At 43.4% G+C, this 18,635-nt stretch carries 16 protein-coding genes; 9 read left to right on the forward strand and 7 right to left on the reverse strand.

The genetic code is table 11. The features are described 5' to 3' along the window. The first annotated feature begins 520 nt into the window (after nucleotides 1-520). The 3 genes from MHZ95_RS19760 (at nucleotide 521) to MHZ95_RS19770 (ending at nucleotide 5,526) form a co-directional block, all read left to right on the forward strand. Nucleotides 521-1,039 (forward strand): sigma-70 family RNA polymerase sigma factor, encoded by a 519-nt coding sequence (locus tag MHZ95_RS19760; RefSeq protein WP_370643128.1) that lies wholly within the window; start codon nucleotides 521-523, stop codon nucleotides 1,037-1,039. Beyond that, nucleotides 1,029-2,342, forward strand: coding sequence for a DUF4179 domain-containing protein (locus MHZ95_RS19765; RefSeq protein ID WP_239392527.1), 1,314 nt, complete (start codon nucleotides 1,029-1,031; stop codon nucleotides 2,340-2,342). The genes MHZ95_RS19760 and MHZ95_RS19765 overlap by 11 nt, the downstream gene beginning before the upstream one ends. 166 nt (nucleotides 2,343-2,508) lie before the next feature. After that, entirely contained in the window at nucleotides 2,509-5,526 is a 3,018-nt protein-coding gene (locus MHZ95_RS19770; RefSeq protein ID WP_239392528.1) for an ATP-binding response regulator, read from the forward strand. A 114-nt stretch (nucleotides 5,527-5,640) separates the two neighbouring features. Here the strand turns inward: MHZ95_RS19770 and MHZ95_RS19775 are convergent, their stop codons facing one another. The 6 genes from MHZ95_RS19775 to MHZ95_RS19800 form a co-directional block, all read right to left on the reverse strand. After that, nucleotides 5,641-6,831, reverse strand: a complete 1,191-nt coding sequence (locus tag MHZ95_RS19775) for a DUF4097 family beta strand repeat-containing protein (protein ID WP_239392529.1) — start codon at nucleotides 6,829-6,831, stop codon at nucleotides 5,641-5,643. A 79-nt stretch (nucleotides 6,832-6,910) separates the two neighbouring features. Further along, nucleotides 6,911-9,784 (reverse strand): excinuclease ABC subunit UvrA, encoded by a 2,874-nt coding sequence (gene uvrA / locus MHZ95_RS19780; protein ID WP_239392530.1) that lies wholly within the window; start codon nucleotides 9,782-9,784, stop codon nucleotides 6,911-6,913. Nucleotides 9,785-9,790: 6 nt separating this feature from the next. Beyond that, nucleotides 9,791-11,773, reverse strand: a complete 1,983-nt coding sequence (uvrB, locus tag MHZ95_RS19785) for an excinuclease ABC subunit UvrB (protein ID WP_239392531.1) — start codon at nucleotides 11,771-11,773, stop codon at nucleotides 9,791-9,793. Between the two features lie 154 nt (nucleotides 11,774-11,927). After that, entirely contained in the window at nucleotides 11,928-12,164 is a 237-nt protein-coding gene (locus MHZ95_RS19790) for an IDEAL domain-containing protein (protein ID WP_239392532.1), read from the reverse strand. A gap of 113 nt (nucleotides 12,165-12,277) precedes the next feature. After that, nucleotides 12,278-13,489, reverse strand: a complete 1,212-nt coding sequence (locus MHZ95_RS19795; protein ID WP_239392533.1) for an ABC transporter permease — start codon at nucleotides 13,487-13,489, stop codon at nucleotides 12,278-12,280. After that, nucleotides 13,473-14,222, reverse strand: a complete 750-nt coding sequence (locus MHZ95_RS19800; RefSeq protein ID WP_239392534.1) for an ABC transporter ATP-binding protein — start codon at nucleotides 14,220-14,222, stop codon at nucleotides 13,473-13,475. The genes MHZ95_RS19795 and MHZ95_RS19800 overlap by 17 nt, the downstream gene beginning before the upstream one ends. A gap of 186 nt (nucleotides 14,223-14,408) precedes the next feature. Between MHZ95_RS19800 and MHZ95_RS19805 the strand changes: the two genes are divergently transcribed. The 5 genes from MHZ95_RS19805 (at nucleotide 14,409) to MHZ95_RS19825 (ending at nucleotide 17,328) form a co-directional block, all read left to right on the forward strand. Then, nucleotides 14,409-14,834 (forward strand): HIT family protein, encoded by a 426-nt coding sequence (locus MHZ95_RS19805; protein ID WP_239392535.1) that lies wholly within the window; start codon nucleotides 14,409-14,411, stop codon nucleotides 14,832-14,834. A gap of 104 nt (nucleotides 14,835-14,938) precedes the next feature. Beyond that, entirely contained in the window at nucleotides 14,939-15,487 is a 549-nt protein-coding gene (locus tag MHZ95_RS19810) for a tryptophan transporter (RefSeq protein ID WP_239392536.1), read from the forward strand. 438 nt (nucleotides 15,488-15,925) lie between these two features. Next, nucleotides 15,926-16,291: a YtxH domain-containing protein gene (locus MHZ95_RS19815; RefSeq protein WP_239392537.1), complete on the forward strand. Its 366-nt coding sequence runs from the start codon at nucleotides 15,926-15,928 to the stop codon at nucleotides 16,289-16,291. A gap of 183 nt (nucleotides 16,292-16,474) precedes the next feature. Further along, nucleotides 16,475-17,059 (forward strand): HTH-type transcriptional regulator Hpr, encoded by a 585-nt coding sequence (locus tag MHZ95_RS19820; protein WP_239392538.1) that lies wholly within the window; start codon nucleotides 16,475-16,477, stop codon nucleotides 17,057-17,059. Between the two features lie 83 nt (nucleotides 17,060-17,142). Then, entirely contained in the window at nucleotides 17,143-17,328 is a 186-nt protein-coding gene (locus MHZ95_RS19825) for a hypothetical protein (protein ID WP_239392539.1), read from the forward strand. Nucleotides 17,329-17,399: 71 nt separating this feature from the next. Here the strand turns inward: MHZ95_RS19825 and MHZ95_RS19830 are convergent, their stop codons facing one another. Further along, entirely contained in the window at nucleotides 17,400-17,492 is a 93-nt protein-coding gene (locus tag MHZ95_RS19830; protein ID WP_192598653.1) for a YjcZ family sporulation protein, read from the reverse strand. 223 nt (nucleotides 17,493-17,715) lie between these two features. Between MHZ95_RS19830 and MHZ95_RS19835 the strand changes: the two genes are divergently transcribed. Continuing rightward, on the forward strand, nucleotides 17,716-18,594 hold the full coding sequence (locus MHZ95_RS19835; protein WP_239392540.1) for a peptidylprolyl isomerase: 879 nt from the start codon (nucleotides 17,716-17,718) through the stop codon (nucleotides 18,592-18,594). The last annotated feature ends 41 nt before the right edge of the window (nucleotides 18,595-18,635 follow it).

Here is an 18,635-nt window from a genome sequence, read left to right on the forward strand (position 1 = left end):
CGCGCGCAAATGACTTTGATCACTTGAAACTCGCTTTGAGCGCGCGCAAATGACTTTGATCACTTGAAACTCGCTTTGAGCGCGCGCAAATGACTTTGATCACTTGAAACTCGCTTTGAGCGCGTGCAAATGACTTTGATCACTTGAAACTCGCTTTGAGCGCGCGCAAATGACTTTGATCACTTGAAACTCGCTTTGAGCGCGTGTGAATGACTTTGATCACTTGGAACTCGCTTTGAGCGCGCAGGGATGACTTTGATCACTTGCAGCTCGCTTTGAGCGCGCGGGAATCCTTTTGATCACTTGAAACTCGCTTTGAGCGCAAGCGTGTGCCTTTGATCACTTGAATAGATTTATGGGCGCGGCGGGTAACCCGTGTTTGAAATGTTTAACGTATATGAAAGACTGCTCCGTTTCCAGGATTCTCTGTAAGGGGCAGTTTTTTCATTCCAGTTGAAACGTTTTGCATCTCCCGTTTGTCTAACATGTAGAGGGAAGGAGGGACAGGGATTTGCTAGATATTAAAAAGATTCAACGTGCCAAAAAAGGAAATAAGAAAGCCTTTCAAGAGTTACTGGAGGGGGAAAAAGTCAAACTTTATAAAATCGCTTTTGTCTATATGAAAAACGAAGAGGATGCGCTGGAGGTTTTCCAGGAAACGACCTATAAAGCCTTGCGCTCGATTAAAAACCTGAAAGATGAACGGTACTTTTCGACATGGCTATCCCGCATTCTGATCAACACCGCAATCGACCTGTTAAATAAAAAGAAAAAAATCATTCCGATGGAGAAAGAAGTTTTAGAAGAAAAGTTGCCCCCATACGAATCCAATGTAGAAGATTTCGATTTACTGCAAGCCGTTATGGAATTGGATGAAAAATATAAAACGGTCTTAATGCTTCGGTTTTACAAGGATTACACGGTTAAACAAATTGCAGATGCATTGGATTGTCCTGAGGGAACAGTGAAAACGAACATCCACCGTGGCATTCATCAATTAAAAGAAAAATTGAAGGAGGATTGTGTGAATGAGTACTAATCAATGGCCTGATTTAAAAAAGGAAATGGAAAAGATCCCTGTCCCAACGGAAAAACTCGATGCTATTATTGCGAATACCATCCGGCAGGAACCACCGAGACGTTCAAAAAAGAAAGTTCTTTTCTATTCAGTGAGTGCAGCGGTTTTAGGCTTGGGCTTATTCATAGGGTCGGCGAGTATATCTCCCGCAATGGCGAAAATCGCTTCGAACATTCCGCTGATCGGCACGTTTTTCAATGATTCTTTGGATGAAGGATTAAGAATTGCCGGACAAGAAGGCTTAACACAAGTCGTCGACCAATCCACAAAAGATAATGGGATCACGTTAACGATGAATGAATTCTTTTACGATGGGACACGACTGACATTCGGTTATACACAAGAATCCCTTTTCGCAATCGGGGAGCTTGAACGTCCAACAATCAAAGTGAACGGTAAAGAAATCAATTTCAGTTCCGGTTATTCAGGAGACTTTGTGACACCTCAAAAATATAAAGGTGTAATCGATATCACTCCGACTGAGGAACTTCCAGAAGCATTTGACATGACCATGACCATTGATGCTGTTGGTTTTATCCCTGGAAAGTGGGAGTTCAATTTCCCTGTGAAGCAGTCCAATGAAGTGACGATCATTGAACCACAAGAAACGAAATTGATAGAAGGGGCACAAGTTGAAATCAGTACGTTGAAGCTTGGGCCAGCCGGAACCGATCTTCAAGTTAAAGTGTTGAAAGATGAAGGAAATGCCGAGCTTGACCCCTATTCATTACAATTTGATGTAATAGATGATCATGGTAATCTGTTAGACACCTTAACTGGGAGCGGCAATGGTGAAACAGTGGACGGAAAAGAAATCGCTCAGCTAAATTTCCTGTATTCCCCTGTAAAAGAAGGGAGCAAAGAACTCCGAGTCATCCCTTACATCATTCCTGTTTCCACTGAAGGATGGAAAGAGGTGACCGTACCTGTAGATGGGCAGCGTTTACCTTTCATTGTGGATCAAGGAGAGTTTGGCAATATGCTCGTAACCGATATAGACTACCAACCGGATAAAATCATCGTCTATTTCGATCTGCAAAGCGATGTGATTGTAGATGATAAACTTTCAAGATATTCATTCCGTCTAGAGGATGCCAATGGCAATGACCTGTTTCTAGCGGATCAACCATTTGCTGAACGGATTGAAGGAAATACATTTAAGCAGGAATTTGCGGCTGGCTCGAAAAAAGGCTTGCAAATTAAAACGTATGAATTTCCAAAACCGATTACGTACGAAGAATTTATTATCGATCTTTCGCAATGAAGCATGTTTATGTCAGCTAATTAGACCGCCTGGTTATCGTTTCTAATGACGATCGCTAGGCGGTTTTTTCATGTCCCTATCGATCCCCCGTTTCGCTTCCGCAAAAAGCTATTTGATTTTATAGATTTTTCATTCATAATGAGTTTGAACTTCGAGGAGGGTCGAAATGTCACAATCAAAAATCAATCAAACAAAATATATTTTGATATTGGTCGTCATTTTTGTCGTTTTAACCGGCCTTCGTTTGCTATGGGCGATTTACCATGCCCCAGCTGAACAGCCATTTGCCCGAAACGCCCTGTTGGATCTTCGTGGTTATGGCTTAGCGGAAGATCAAACGATTGTATTGGATGGGGAGTGGTCATTCTATCCAGATAAACTCGTAGATCCCGGGGAAATAGATAAAACGAACGGCAATTTATCCGAGACTGCTAAAGACGCTTCGCATCGATTTGGAACCTATCATGTAACCATTCACGTCGATGAAAATTCAGCTGCTGACGAAGTATATTCGATCCGTATTCCCTCTACAAATACAGCATCCGCACTATTTGTCAACGGACGTTTAAAAGGGAAGTCGGGTGAAGTCGCAGCGGATATCGATCGTCATCAAGGGAAAGGCAACCCTTATGTCGTTTCATTCTTTGCGGAAAAAAATAAAATTGATGTCGTCCTACAGGTTTCGAATTTCGATACTTCTCAAGGCATCGCGATCAATAAATCGATCAAATTCGGTACCCATGATGCAATCGCCAAAGAGCAACACTTCACCGATATCCTAATGGCGGGGATCGTCATCACTCTCTTGCTTTATAGCATCTATAGTTTGCTGATTTATCTTTTCATTCATCGCTCAAAGATCATCCTGTTTTTCGCATTCGGTTTTCTGCTTCCTGGCATTGACGAGTTAATCACTTATAATAGTGCCTCAATGGGATGGCTTCCACTGAACTATGAGTGGTCCTTTAAATTTAAAGAATTGGTCTATCTTGGGGCCGCTTTATTTCTCGTGCAAATTATGAAGGTTTTATTGGCGAATTTCCAGCAATACAAACGTTTTCAGTGGTTCAATCTTTTTTATGGACTATGTGCAATCGCCATCATCGTGCTTCCATTGAATACTTTAATCCAAGTTAATGTTGCCTTTTTTATTCTCTACATCGTCTCTTTCCTGTCCGTCGTCTCTTTAGCTTTAAAAGAATACTTCCAGTATAAAGATGAATCGTTTTTCATTGCGATTGTCGTGACGAGTACGACTTCGGGTATTGTATGGGGGCTGATCAAAGCCGTTTCTGGGATGGAAATCCCTTTCTATCCATTCGATTACGTATTTGCTTTTCTCGGGTTTGCATTTTTTTGGTTCAGACGCTTTTCCCGACAAAATAAGCGGGTTGTCGAACTGGTCGATGAGCTGAAGCAAGCCGATTTATTAAAAGACGAGTTTTTAACGAGCAGTGCAAAAAAGCTTTGGAATCCATTGAATAAGATGACGACGATCGCACAAACTTTACAAAATCAAGATTCTCTCACGCCAAAGGAAAAAAACAATTTAGAATACCTGATTAATATTGGGCGAAGCATGTCCTTCACCCTCAATGATTTGCTTGATTTTACACGTTTAAAAGAGAATATGATACAAGTCCACCCGAAAAGCATCAACATCCATGCGGTGATCTTTGGAGTATTCGATTTGTTGCATTATCTAGCTGATGGAAAACAAATTAAACTAACGTCTACCGTTCCAACTGATTTCCCTCATGTATTCGCGGATGAAAGTAGACTGATTCAGATTTTCTTCAACCTTTTGGAAAATGCCATTAAATATACGGAGTCCGGAAATGTTCGTGTACATGCGCAGGTTTTGAATGACCTCGCGATTATTTGCATCGAAGATACCGGCATAGGAATGGATGAGAAAACGCAGAAGAATATCATGTCGGCTTATGGAAAAGGGATCGAAGATGATGAAGGCCTCGGATTAGGGCTGAATGTTTCTAAAAACCTAATTGAATTGCATGGAGGCAGCTTACAGATCCAGTCAGAAGTGAGGAAAGGAACAAAGTTTTGCTTTACAATTCCGCTAGCGACCGGACAACATGAAATTGACGGCGAAATCAATAGACAGCACGACGACATTCGTGTTGAGAAAAAGGCTGCGGATGAAGAACAGCAATGCTCAAACAATAAGCATCATATTTTAGTCGTTGACGATGATCCAAGCAACTTGAAAGTGATTGCTGAGATTTTCCCGCCCGAACAATATCAAGTTGTCACTGAGACGAGCGGGACAGAGGCATTAAAATTATTACATGTTGTTGAATGGGATTTAATCATTATCGATGTCATGATGCCTTATATGTCAGGCTATGAATTAACGAAATTGATAAGAGAGCGTTATTCACTTACGGAACTCCCGATTCTTTTATTGACGTCCAGAAATGATACAGCAGATGTGAATATTGGATTGACTTCAGGTGCAAATGATTATGTTGCAAAACCCATCAATTGGCTTGAATTGAAATCGCGTAGTATTGCACTTATCGATTTAAAAAAGTCGATTCGTGAAAAGCAATATATGGAATCGGCATGGCTACAAGCACAGATTCGCCCCCATTTTTTGTTTAACACATTAAATACGATTGCCAGTTTGAGTGCGTTGGACACCGATCGAATGGTGAATTTACTAAGCGAATTTGGCAACTATTTACACAGCAGCTTCAAGGAAGACAATTTAAAACGGGTGATCCCCCTTGAAAAAGAGCTGGAACTTGTAAGATCTTATCTGTACATTGAAAGCGAAAGATTCGGGGATCGATTACAAGTGAAATGGGAAATTGATGAAAATATCACTGTGGACATCCCACCGCTATCTTTACAAACATTGGTAGAAAATGCAGTACTTCACGGCGTCTTGAAAAAAGGGTCTACCGGCACTGTCTGTATCCAAATTACGAATCATAAGGATTTCACAAAAATAGCCATCATTGACGACGGTGTAGGAATGGATCATGAACAAATCCGTCGTATACTGGCCGACGAAAATCAGGCAGGAACAGGAATCGGTCTGCTCAATACGAATAAACGATTGAAAAGGATATATGGCAAAGGATTGAAAATTCAAAGCTCACCAAGTATGGGGACCACTATAGAATTTAGAATTCCCCACGAGGGCACGTCTTCATAGGATCAGAATGAATAAAAGACTCCCGTAATACCGTGTATATCTCCGGTATCGCGGGAGTCTTTTTTTATTAGGGGTCTTAGCGAAGGATGCCATCCGTCCAAGATCCCCTGTGCATCAATCATGCTTGGCGTTATAGCAAACGAGGACAGAACCCGTTTTGGTTTCGCCGAAAATATGAAGCGGCGAGACGTTCCCTTCAATATCCTTTTTAAAACGGATGGATTTTTGGAGAAATTGCTCTTGTTCGGCTGTACGATTAACATCGTCAAGCTGTAAGTCGAGCCGCCCCATATTGGACGAAATTTCACCAGAGAGTGCCACCACGTCAGATGGGATATAGATTTCAACGGATCCGCTCATCGTCTTCGCATCGATTTTTTCCGCTTCCGGGTCTTTCGTCGTTACGACGACATGGCCGTTCAGCGATTGGGCTTCGACATCTTTGACAACCCCATCGATGTACACACGGCCATTCAGCGTTTCCGCCTCAAGCGTAGTGCCCGTTATGCCATTTAAAGAGATGGCGCCGTTCGCCGTTTCAAATTCCCCATTTTTGAAGGTAAGGCCCGTCACATCGATTTTTCCGTTAGCAGTCTTGACGCGAATCGTTTCTGCGGTAGCATCTTTCATTTTAAATGCACCGTTCAATAAGCGGGCAGAAATTTTCGCATAATCCTTTTTCGGTAAATACAAATCCACATTCACTTGAACCATTTTCAAATCGCTGGAAATTAGCAGTTTCTCTTCATCTTTGGCAAACAACAACTTATCCAAAAAGTCTTTTTTCGCCTTTTCTTCCGAGTCGCTATTGAATGTTTTTACTGCGAATTCCGCGCGAACCTCTTCCGTTTCTTCGTGATGCAAGGTCACTTTTCCATTGTCGATATCGATGATGACTTCCTCGATTCCACTGGCAGGTTTTGTCATTATCTGCTGGAATGTCACTGCATTTCCGAAAGGCGAATCAAAGTCGAACGATTTCACTTTTTGCACAGCCGTTTGCATAAAATGCATAAAACGATCGCCTACATTTGTAAAGTCTTTGCGTAAATCTTCCAGAAATTCATCGATAGAAGGGTTCTTTTGTTCGTCACGGGTATTCTTCTCGTCCGTCTGTTCTCCGGAGCGCTGTTCGCTGGCCGGCTCTTCCTGTTTTACAATAGCCGTTGGGCTCGTTTGCTCTGTTTCAACCTTTTTTTCCGAACCTTTTGTTTGACTCAATGCCTCTAGAAGTGTCAGTGCCTCGTCTGTTGTGATCGTCCCGTTTTCCAGCATGGCTAAAATCCGTTTCCGTTCATTTTGCATTGTTGTGCCTCCTAGTATTGTCGTCATCCGGATTGCTCCGATTTGATATTTATATATACGACTCATTATCCAAAAGGTTTCACTTGGCTACATTTTCGGCTTCTCTAATTTTTTGTTCCATCCGTTCCCGATCTCGCGCCAGAATCGGTTGTAAATAAGCGCCCGTGTAGGAGGCTTTTTCCGCAGCCACTTGTTCAGGTGTACCTGTGGCAATGATTTGTCCGCCTTTGTCACCGCCTTCAGGACCTAAATCGATAATATGATCGACAGTTTTAATGACATCGAGATTATGTTCGATGACGAGAACAGTATTCCCCGTATCGACAAGCCGCTGTAAGACGTGAAGTAGTTTGGCAATATCATGGACATGCAAGCCGGTCGTCGGTTCGTCGAGAATATAAAACGACTTTCCATTCGATCGCTTATGCAGCTCGGAAGCCAATTTCACCCGTTGTGCTTCCCCACCGGATAATGTCGTTGCAGGCTGTCCCAGTTTAATATAGCCTAGCCCGACGTCCATGATTGTTTGTAATTTCCGGCTGATTTTCGGGATATTTTCGAAAAACACCAGTGCATCTTCGACCGTCATCTCCAAGACATCGGCAATATTTTTCCCTTTGTAACGCACTTCCAATGTTTCCCGATTGTACCGTTTGCCATGGCAGACTTCACAAGGCACATAGACATCCGGTAAAAAATGCATTTCAATCTTAATGATGCCGTCTCCGCGACAGGCTTCACAGCGTCCACCTTTTACGTTGAAGCTGAACCGGCCTTTTTTATATCCCCGAACTTTCGCTTCGTTTGTCGATGCATACACATCCCGCACATCATCAAACATGCCGGTATAAGTGGCCGGATTCGATCTTGGTGTACGGCCGATCGGCGACTGGTCGATTTCGATGACTTTCTCCAGTTCTTCAAGTCCAGTCACCGATTTAAATTGACCGGGTTTCTGTTTCGAACGGTTCAATTTCTGAGCAAGCACTTTATAGAGCACTTCATTGACCAATGTACTTTTCCCCGAGCCTGAAACGCCCGTCACCGCTATGAATTGACCGAGCGGAATTTGTACGTTGACATTTTTTAAATTGTTCTCTGAAGCGCCTTTGATCGTGATTTTCCGTCCATCCGATTTTCGCCTTTCAAGCGGCAATGGGATGAATTTCTTCCCGCTCAAATATTGCCCCGTCAACGAATTCGGATCGTTCATCACTTCTTCCGGCGTACCTGCAGAGACGATTTCTCCCCCTGCGACACCCGCTCCCGGGCCGATATCGATCAAATGGTCAGCCGCCATCATCGTATCTTCATCATGCTCTACGACGATGAGCGTATTGCCGATATCACGCATGCTTTGCAAAGTCCCGATCAGGCGGTCGTTATCCCGTTGGTGAAGACCGATCGATGGCTCGTCCAAAATATAGAGCACGCCCGACAATCTCGAACCGATTTGAGTGGCTAATCGAATACGCTGTGCTTCTCCACCTGAAAGCGTTCCTGCCGCTCTCGATAACGTTAAATATTCTAGTCCGACATTGACGAGAAAGCCGAGCCGTTCCGCAATTTCCCGTAAAATCAATTTGGCAATTTGCGCATCTTTTTCAGAGAGTTCAAGGTCTTTGAAAAAGCGATCCGCTTCCATAATGGATAATTCCGTCACTTGACCGATATGCGCCCCGTCCACTTTTACTGCTAGTGTTTCCTCTTTCAACCGATAACCGTTACAAGTCGGACAAGGCCTTTGCGCCATGTATTTCTCCATCTGTTCCCGTATGTAATCGGATGATGTTTCTTTGAATCTGCGTTCGACATTCGACAATATGCCTTCAAAATAAATATTGTTATCCCGTGTACTTCCGAATTCGTTCGTATAGCGGAAGCGGATTTTCTCATTTTTATCTCCATGCAGAAGCTTTTCCAGCTCTTCCTTCGATAGTTCGCTAACAGGTACATCCATGGAAATGCCGAAATGATTCGCCACCGTTTTCAATAATTCCGGATAATATTGAGAGCTTGTAGGTTCCCACGGAGCGATTGCATGGTCTTTCAAGGAAAGCGAAGGATCTGGAATGACCAGCTCGGGATCCACTTCCAACTTGTTGCCTAACCCATCACAATCCGGGCAGGCACCGAACGGACTGTTGAAAGAAAACATCCGCGGTTCCAATTCACCGATTGAAAATCCACAAAGCGGGCATGCGTGATGTTCACTGAACAGCATTTCCTCTCCATCAATGACATCGACCAAAACAGTGCCATTCGCGAGACGAAGTGCCGATTCCAACGAGTCACTTAACCGGGCGGCAACGTCTTCTTTAATAATAATCCGGTCGATCACAACTTCAATATTATGTTTTTTGTTTTTATTGAGCTCGATATTATCGTCCAGGTCCATCGTTTCCCCGTTCACACGGATACGGACATACCCTTGTTTCTTAATGTCTTCAATCAACTTCACATGCGTCCCTTTACGGCCGGAAACGATCGGAGCGAGCACTTGGATACGTGAACGTTCCGGCAATTGCAGGAGACGGTCCACCATCTGTTCGACCGTTTGAGATGAAATTTCCGTTCCATGAATCGGACAGACCGGTTTTCCGACCCTTGCATAGAGCAAGCGCAAATAATCATAGATTTCCGTCACCGTTCCGACAGTGGAGCGTGGATTTCGGCTCGTCGTCTTCTGGTCGATGGAAATGGCTGGAGATAGCCCTTCGATGACATCCACATCCGGCTTATCCATCTGTCCAAGAAACTGACGGGCATATGCGGACAGCGATTCTACATAACGTCGTTGCCCTTCCGCGTACACCGTATCAAAAGCAAGGGAAGATTTTCCTGATCCCGACAAACCAGTCATGACGACCAGTTTGTCCCGTGGAATGCTGACATTAATATTTTTTAAGTTATGTGTACGTGCTCCTTGTATGACGATTTCTTTGTTTTTCATGCAAACCTACCTTTCTGCTTTCAGTTCCAAAATCGTATCTCTCAGTTCTGCAGCCCGTTCGAAATCAAGCGCCTTCGCTGCTTCTTTCATCTCTTTCTCGAGTTTTTCAAGCAGCGTCACTTTTTCATCTTTTGTCAATTTCTTGCCTTTGGTCAACTTCTCGACATACGTTTCCGTTTCTTCAGCGACTTGCGTTGCACGAATGACATCACGGATTTCTTTATTGATCGTCGTCGGCGTAATGCCGTGTTTTTCGTTGTACGCCATTTGGATTTCCCGACGTCGCTTCGTCTCGTCAATCGCTTTCGCCATGGAATCTGTCATCCGGTCCGCGTACATGACAACATGCCCATTGGAATTCCGTGCAGCACGGCCAATCGTTTGAATGAGCGACCGCTCCGAGCGGAGGAAACCTTCCTTGTCCGCATCGAGAATGGCTACCAATGAAACTTCCGGAATATCGAGCCCTTCTCTTAGAAGGTTGATGCCGACGAGGACATCGTATGTGCCAAGCCGCAGTTCCCGTATGATTTCAATGCGTTCCAACGTTTTGATTTCCGAATGTAAGTATTGCACTTTGATGCCAATGTCTTTTAAGTAATCCGTCAAATCCTCTGACATTTTCTTTGTCAATGTCGTAATGAGGACACGTTCGTTCTGTTGAATCCGGGTGTTGATTTCATCGATCAAATCATCGATCTGCCCTTCGATCGGCCGCACATCAATCGTCGGATCCAATAATCCGGTCGGACGGATGATCTGTTCAATCATTTCAGGCGTATGTTCGATTTCGTAAGGGCCTGGCGTAGCCGATACGTAAATCGCTTCTTTCACATGGCCTTCGAACTCCTGAAACGTGAGCGGTCGATTATCGAGTGCGGACGGCAAACGAAATCCATGTTCCACAAGGACACTTTTCCTCGCCTGGTCCCCATTGAACATGCCCCGGATTTGCGGCAATGAGACATGACTTTCATCGATGACGATCAGGAAATCATCCGGAAAATAATCGAGTAGCGTATAAGGTGTGGCGCCTGCAGGTCTGAGCGTCAAATGCCGTGAATAGTTTTCTATACCCGAACAGAAGCCCATTTCACGCATCATTTCTAAATCATAGCGTGTCCGTTGTTCAAGGCGTTGCGCTTCAAGGAGCTTATCTTGACTGCGCAGAACCTTCAACTGTTCCTCCAGTTCGGCTTCGATATTCTCAATCGCCTTGACCATCTTCTCCTCACGTGTTACGAAGTGGGAAGCCGGGAAAATAGCGATATGTTCACGCTCACCCAGTATTTCTCCCGTCAGCGCATCCACTTCCCGTATCCGATCGATTTCATCCCCGAAAAACTCGACCCGCATACAGCGCTCGTCGCGCGAGGCCGGGAATATTTCGACGACATCGCCCCTGACCCGGAACGTTCCGCGGACGAAATTGATATCGTTCCGCTCATATTGGATATCGACCAATTTCCGGAGCAATTCGTTGCGTCCGATTTCCATGCCGGTGCGGAGTGAGACAACGAGTTCCCGATATTCCTCCGGATTCCCGAGACCGTAAATACAAGACACCGACGCCACGATGAGCACATCATTCCGTTCAAACAACGCGGAGGTCGCGGAGTGGCGCAATTTATCGATTTCATCATTGATACTGGCGTCTTTCTCAATATAGGTATCCGTATGCGGGACATATGCTTCTGGTTGGTAATAATCGTAATAACTGACGAAATATTCGACGGCATTATCCGGGAAAAATTCTTTAAACTCACTATATAATTGGCCGGCTAATGTTTTATTGTGCGCAATGACAAGCGTCGGCTTGTTCACTTCGGTTACGACATTCGAAATGGTGAACGTTTTGCCTGTCCCGGTCGCTCCAAGCAATGTTTGATGCTTTTGCTTTTTTTCCAACCCTTCCACCAGTTTGGCGATAGCTGACGGTTGGTCACCCTTTGGTGTATAGGGTGCTTGTAAGTTGAATTTTTGGACCATTGGAGTCCCCTCCTATTGTGTTGAAGCAAGTTAATTCTATCTTATCACTTTACCCATCTTTTGACGAGTAAAAAACGAACGTATATTCTAATGGTTAAAACACGCAAAAAAAGACGTTGCATGTACGGTGACACACGCAACGTCTTTTCAATTTTTAATCGCTAATTTCTAGTTTCAATAATCTTTCCGTGTAGGTTTGGAATGCCTCTTCATCTCGACAATCCAGTGCATTATCAATTAAATCCATCAATCTGGCTTTCGTTTGTTCCCGGTGAATGTGATTCAAAAATAGGTCCATATAAATTTCATTCAGCAATTTCTCTGCTTGAAGCGATGAACCGTTTTTCCCGACGGCTTTCAAAAATTCAGCATATGAATAGTTTTTTTCCATCTCGCTCACCCCTGATGGCTTTTATTTATTATACCGAAGAATAGGGGTCAATTGCAAGCGATTTTTTAGAATATTCTATTTTCAAATCTACTATTTGAGATAAAAGATTGCTGTTAATGTTCTTTATTTCTCGCATCTGTGAAACGGATGGTCACTTCTGAAATTAGCAAGATGACGCCGGCCAATAGCAAGGGCGTGGAAGAAATGCCGTAAAGGAACAAAGCGCTAATGAAAACGAGAATCGCTTGGATCCATTGAACCGTTCTGACGTTTTTCCGAATGGCGCCAGGTCGTGTTTCCATCCGCTCGGGAAAGAGCATATCCATCCTGAATTCGTCCGAAGCACGCAATGCATAAATCAGTTGTACCGAAGTTGCAAATGCAAGTGCACCTGCGAAAATGATCACAACAATCGGGAACGGTATAAAGATGGCCCCGAGTATAGATAAGGCCGTCAGTCTTACCCACAGCCAGAAGTTATCATCCGTCCGGAGAAATGTCCGTCTGATCAAATAATCTTGTGGAACTGTCTTTCCAAACTTCGCTGTGCCAAATAGCGAGCCGAGCCATCCTCTTCGACTGATGGATCCTTTCAGATGCGGAACGTCTGTGAAATAATTGGCAAACCGATAAAAGCGCATCATCCGATTTTGCTCCAAAGCGATAAAATGATCATACGGGAATGGTTTTTCCGATTTCTTTTTCCGCCAATACACACTGTAAAAACCTGCGATGATGAAAAAAACTACCGTCAAATACGGATAGGGGCTAAGCCAAGCCAAAATGATACAGGCCGCCAATAGAAAACGGAGGATTCGATCCCGCCAAACGCCAGCCCCACCCGTTGCTTGCCGAACAGCATATTCCGTTTCAACAAATAGCCACTTCAACACGACGATGAAAATAGCAAGCCATATATAGAGCAATTTTGAACCCGTCTCCGTTGCAGACAAAAGCGGTAACGCAACGATATACAACAATAATGGCAAGGGCAATTGGGAAAAGGTCGTCCAACTTAAAGCCCGTCCCAAATAGTGATCCAGCCGATGTTCAAGAGGCAGGAAATAAACCGTATCGGCCGGCTTTAACAGTGTGGCAGGTGGTGAAATCGCCAGCGCCGCCGCAATGATCAAAGCCGTCAGCAAGGCAGCCGAAAAATCCGTCGGCACTTCCTTTAACCACTCACTATAAGCGTAACCTCCCGCACCGATTGTAAAGACAAGCACGATGGCCAAATGGCCGGTAAAGACATACTTCATATATTTTTGGAGTTCGGTTATATAATGGACGAACCGGTTCCCCCAGATATCACGCAAATTGTTCATAATCCGCTTCCTCTGTCATCGCGATATATAAGTCATCCAAGGATGCCTTCGGACGGTCGAAAGCCTTCCTCAAATCTTCCATCGTTCCTTCTGCCCGCACCCGTCCTTCGTGCAGCAAAATGATCCGGTCACAATATTTTTCGGCCGTCGACAAAACGTGGGTAGACATGAGAACGGATGCCCCGTTTTCTTTCCGCTCCGTCATCTGTTCCAAAAGCGACCGAATCCCGAGTGGATCCAATCCGACGAAAGGTTCATCGATAATGTACAACGAAGGATTGACGAGGAACGCGCACATGATCATCACTTTTTGCCGCATCCCTTTTGAAAAATGCGCCGGAAACCATTTCAACCGTTTTTCCATGCGGAACTCCTTCAACAACTCGGCTGAACGCGCTTCAAATAACTCCTTCTCCAGCCCGTAAGCCATCGCCGTCAATTCCAGATGCTCTTGCAATGTCAATTCCTCATACAAAATCGGCGTTTCTGGAATATATGTGAACGCCTTTCTGTACATTTCAGGATCCTCACTGAACGTCACTCCATTGACGCGGATTTCTCCGCTATGGGGATTCATCAGGCCGATAATATGTTTAATCGTCGTACTTTTCCCCGCCCCGTTCAGGCCGATCAAACCGACGAGTTCTCCTTCACCGATGTTGAATGATAAATCATGTAGAACCGGCTTACGTGTATAGCCACCTGTTACGTCTTTCATTTCGAGAATTGCCATATCCATCCTCCATTCTTCGTTTTATATTATCAAAAAACAGGCTAAAAAGCTTGTACACCGATGCCGGTTACTCATACAATTTACGCCCTTGGAATTGTAGCAGCAACTGGCATCGCTTGGCTTCAGCTCCACCCCTTCGTATAAAAATATGCTAAACTTGTCCTATTCATGAAAGGGTGTGCTGTAATGACGAATTGTATTTTTTGTAAAATTATTGAAGGTTCCATTCCAAGCGCCAAAATTTATGAAGACGAGCATGTGCTTGCCTTCATGGACATCGGTCCGGTAACGAAAGGACATGCCCTGCTGATCCCTAAACAACATCGGGAAAACGTCTATGAGTTAACCGAAGAAGAGGCTTCGAATCTATTTGCCGTTGTGCCGAAAATCGCCAATGCGCTAAAAGCGGAATTCGAACCGGCCGGGATGAATTTATTGCAAAACAACGGTGCACATGCAGGTCAAGCGGTCTTCCATTTCCATCTGCATTTCATCCCGCGCTATGATGAGACGGATGGCTTCCAACCAACATTCCAACCGAAATCCGCAGAATTTACACCTGAGCGTATCCAAGAAATCGCTGCGGGTTTGCGGGCAAGGCTTGAAAAATAAGCTTGCAGATAGTTTGAAAAAAGTGTAAAATCATTATAAGTTTTTCGCTGTCGATCACGAGGATACGGCAGGAAAACCATAGACGAGTCGAGGAGAGATGAGAATTGAAAACGAAAGAACTTGTATTAATGGCGTTGTTAGTCGCTGTCGGTGCTGCACTGTATTTGATCATACCGGGTTATGGTGAAGGTATGAAACCTGATTTCATGCTAACGATGATGTTCATCGGGATCATTTTGTTTCCGACAACAAGAAACGTATTTTTATTGGCTTTAACGACCGGTGTTATTTCTGGTATTTTCTCCAGTTTCCCGGGGGGATTCATCCCGAATATTATCGATAAGTTCGTAACGGCTTTTGTTGTTTACGGTATTATTATTCTACTAAAGAAATTATCACGTAATTTAATTGCTACAACTGTTGTTACAGGTATCGGAACGGTTTTGTCAGGAAGTATTTTCTTATCAGTCGCACTATTTCTACTTGGCGTAACGATTCCAGGTTTTGATTCGCCTGCAGTAGCATTTACAACTCTATTCGTGCTAGTTGTTCTTCCTGCCATTTTGATGAACTGTATCGCGTTTTTCATCATCTACCCGATTGTGACCAATTTGATGAAACGCTCATCGTTTAAATCTGTATTATCTAATTAACTGATCTATAAAAGCTTTCCGTCCTATGTGCGGAAAGCTTTTTTATCTTCGTTCAGTAGAAAACTCTTACCTATATAAGTCACGTTACAGTTTTGTTTTCCTATTTAGCGGGGACCAAACGTCCACTGAAGGAATAATGGAAGGCAGTCTAAGTGCGCGACGTCCTAAAAGGAAAATGCCTTAATTTCTGCAAAGATCGCAGAAATACGGCAAATCGAACCCTCCGCTGTTCGATTCGCAACGACTGCATGACCTACATCCTGTAGGCCCGCGGATGTCACAGATTTTGGAAGGAGTTAATTGAGCTTTGCTCAATTCAAAATCTGGACGCAATTACGCCAAGTCGTAATTGATTATTGTTTGCTCAACTTGTCACGCCATGTTTTAATTGAGTGAGAACAGGAATACTAGTCAGTATAGAAAGGAGCTCAACCAATCATGAAAACATCCACATTTTTACTCGGACTTGCCACCGGTTCGATTGCGGCAGCCGTAACTGTCTTATTTTCGACTCCTCAATCGGGGAATGAGCTACGTTCGTCTGTCAAAAATGCATCGGTTGATATGAAAGAGAAATTTAAAGATGTAAAAGTGAAAATCGACAGTTTGAAAGAATCGGTTTCGCATTTGACGAAAGAAGCAAAAGAAACAGTCCCTTCCGCAATTGAAGGCATCAAACATTCGGTCGAGAAATGGCAACAGTCCACCGAGCCCAATAAGGATCGGTTGGAAAGTGAAATCGCCGCCATTCAGAAGGCTCTCGAAGAATTGGAACAAACCATTGCTGCACAACAAAAATCATGACGGTTCGAAGCGGATGCAAAGAAATCAATATGCATCCGCTTTTCTCATTATCTAGCTTCAGGCGCCTTACGCTTTTCTTAATTATTATTATTAGAAAAGTTTTTCTGCAATTCTTACTTTTCACTTCTTTGCTTTCCTGCTATAATAAAAAGTATGAACTATAAAAGAAAGAAGGTGTTCCCTATGTCGGAACAAAGGTTTTCCCCGCTTGAGGCGATGATTTTCAGTCAGCGTGTTGCACAGATGTCCAAAGCGCTCTGGAAAGCAGTGGAAAAAGATTGGCAACAATGGATCAAACCTTATGATCTGAATATTAATGAGCATCATATTTTATGGATTGCTTTCCATCTTGGGGGTGCCACAATTTCTGACATCGCCAAATTCGGTGTGATGCATGTATCGACCGCTTTCAACTTTTCAAAAAAACTTGAGGAACGAGGCTATCTCGAATTTTATAAAAAAGAAGATGATCGCCGAAATACATATGTAGCTGTAACAGAAAAAGGGAATGACCTTCTACTCCTCATGAATGATAACTATCATAATACGCATCACGGCATCCTTGAAGGCTCTCTGCCGATTAAAGATTTATATGGGAAATTTCCGGAATTCCTTGAAGTCATGTCCGTCCTCCGCAATATTTACGGTCAAGATTTTATGGAAATCTTTGAGCGTGGATTTGAAAATCTCAAGGACGGTTTCGGGGATTCCACCGGCGACAAAAAAGAGACGGCAATGATTCAGAAGGAAGAGGAACCTGCACGCTGAACCTGTTAGCAGAAGTTTAACCATTCCATTTCACGCTAAATTCTGCTATGATTACATTGCTAAGCTGAAGAGGAGGAATAGATTTGATTTTACTTATTACAATTCTGTTCTCATTATTTTATTTGTATCAAATCAATAAAATGACATATGCGCTTTGCGAATCCCGGGAAATTCCGGAAGAAAAGCAGCCGAAAATATATAAAACGGTTAACATACTTGTCACGATCTTGATTTTATCTTTTTACGTGGAAGTTTTTCTCCAAGTATAAGAAAAGTCCATCCCCTTATTCAGGGAATGGACTTTTTGTTTCGATTGAAGGCATCAAGCCTTTTTCATTCATTAGTATAAAAAGGCTGCACCAACAATGATCAATAAGATGAACAATACAACAATCAACGCGAATCCCGAAGAACCTTGGTTATATCCGCTCATAGGAGCACCCCCTCTCTATCTGTATCCTATGCAAGCGTTTTGACGGATTATAGGCTAACTTCCGGGGAACCTTTTTGTTTTAGAAGCGTTTTTATGTTATAGTGTCTACTGTCGCACAATTCATCCCACTGTTTAGAAAAGTGAGATGACTTCTGTTTGTGACGCTTCACTTTCAGTACAAAAATATTTGCTAAGTCAATTTTAAATTAGGGGAGAATTCAATATGAAAAAAACGGTTTTAGCACTGACGATGGCAGCATCTGTCCTTGCACTTTCAGCATGTAGCGATAAAAATAGCGCTGATGATGAGGTCCTTGTAACTTCCAAAGCAGGTGACATTACAAAAGCGGATTTGTATGATGAGATGAAAGATGCGATCGGTTTACAAGTCGTAGAAAATCTCATCCTTCAACAAGCAATCGAAAGCGAGTTCAGTGTCTCCGATAAAGAAGTCGAAGAAGAGATTAAAAAACAAAAAGAACAATATGGCGATAGCTTTGAGATGTATCTTGCACAAAGCGGCATGACAGAGAAATTTTTCGAGAAAAACGTGAAATCACAAATGATCCAGACTAAAATGCTCGATTCTTTGGAAGTCACGGATGAGGAAATCAAAGCTGGACTTGCCAATGCTAAAAAAGAGATCCATGCGCGCCATATCTTAGTCGAAGATGAAAAAACTGCAAAAGAAGTCCGCAAGAAATTGGAAGAAGGCGGCGATTTTGAGAAATTAGCGAAAGAATACTCCACTGAACCTGCTGCACAAGATACAGGCGGAGACCTCGGTTGGTTCGGTACAGGCAGAATGGTACCTGAATTTGAAAAGGCCGCTTTCGCACTGAAAAAAGGCGAAATCAGTGAACCTGTCAAGTCAAGCTTCGGCTACCATGTAATCGAATTGCTCGACACGCGTGAAGCAGAAGTGGAAGCGACAGATGAAGAATTGAAAGCAACAGTGGAAGATAACTTGAAACGTGCAAAATTCGAAGAGAAACTAATCAGCTTACTGAAAGATTCCAATATCGACATCAAAGCGGATGAATTCAAAAGCGCTCTTGAAGACTATTTACCAAAAGCCGATAAAAAAGCTGATAAAGAATAAGCTATAAAAAAAGCTGTCCCTTTTTTCGTGGGACAGCTTTT

It is taken from the genome of Sporosarcina sp. ACRSM, from assembly GCF_022346545.1.
Taxonomy (GTDB): domain Bacteria; phylum Bacillota; class Bacilli; order Bacillales_A; family Planococcaceae; genus Sporosarcina.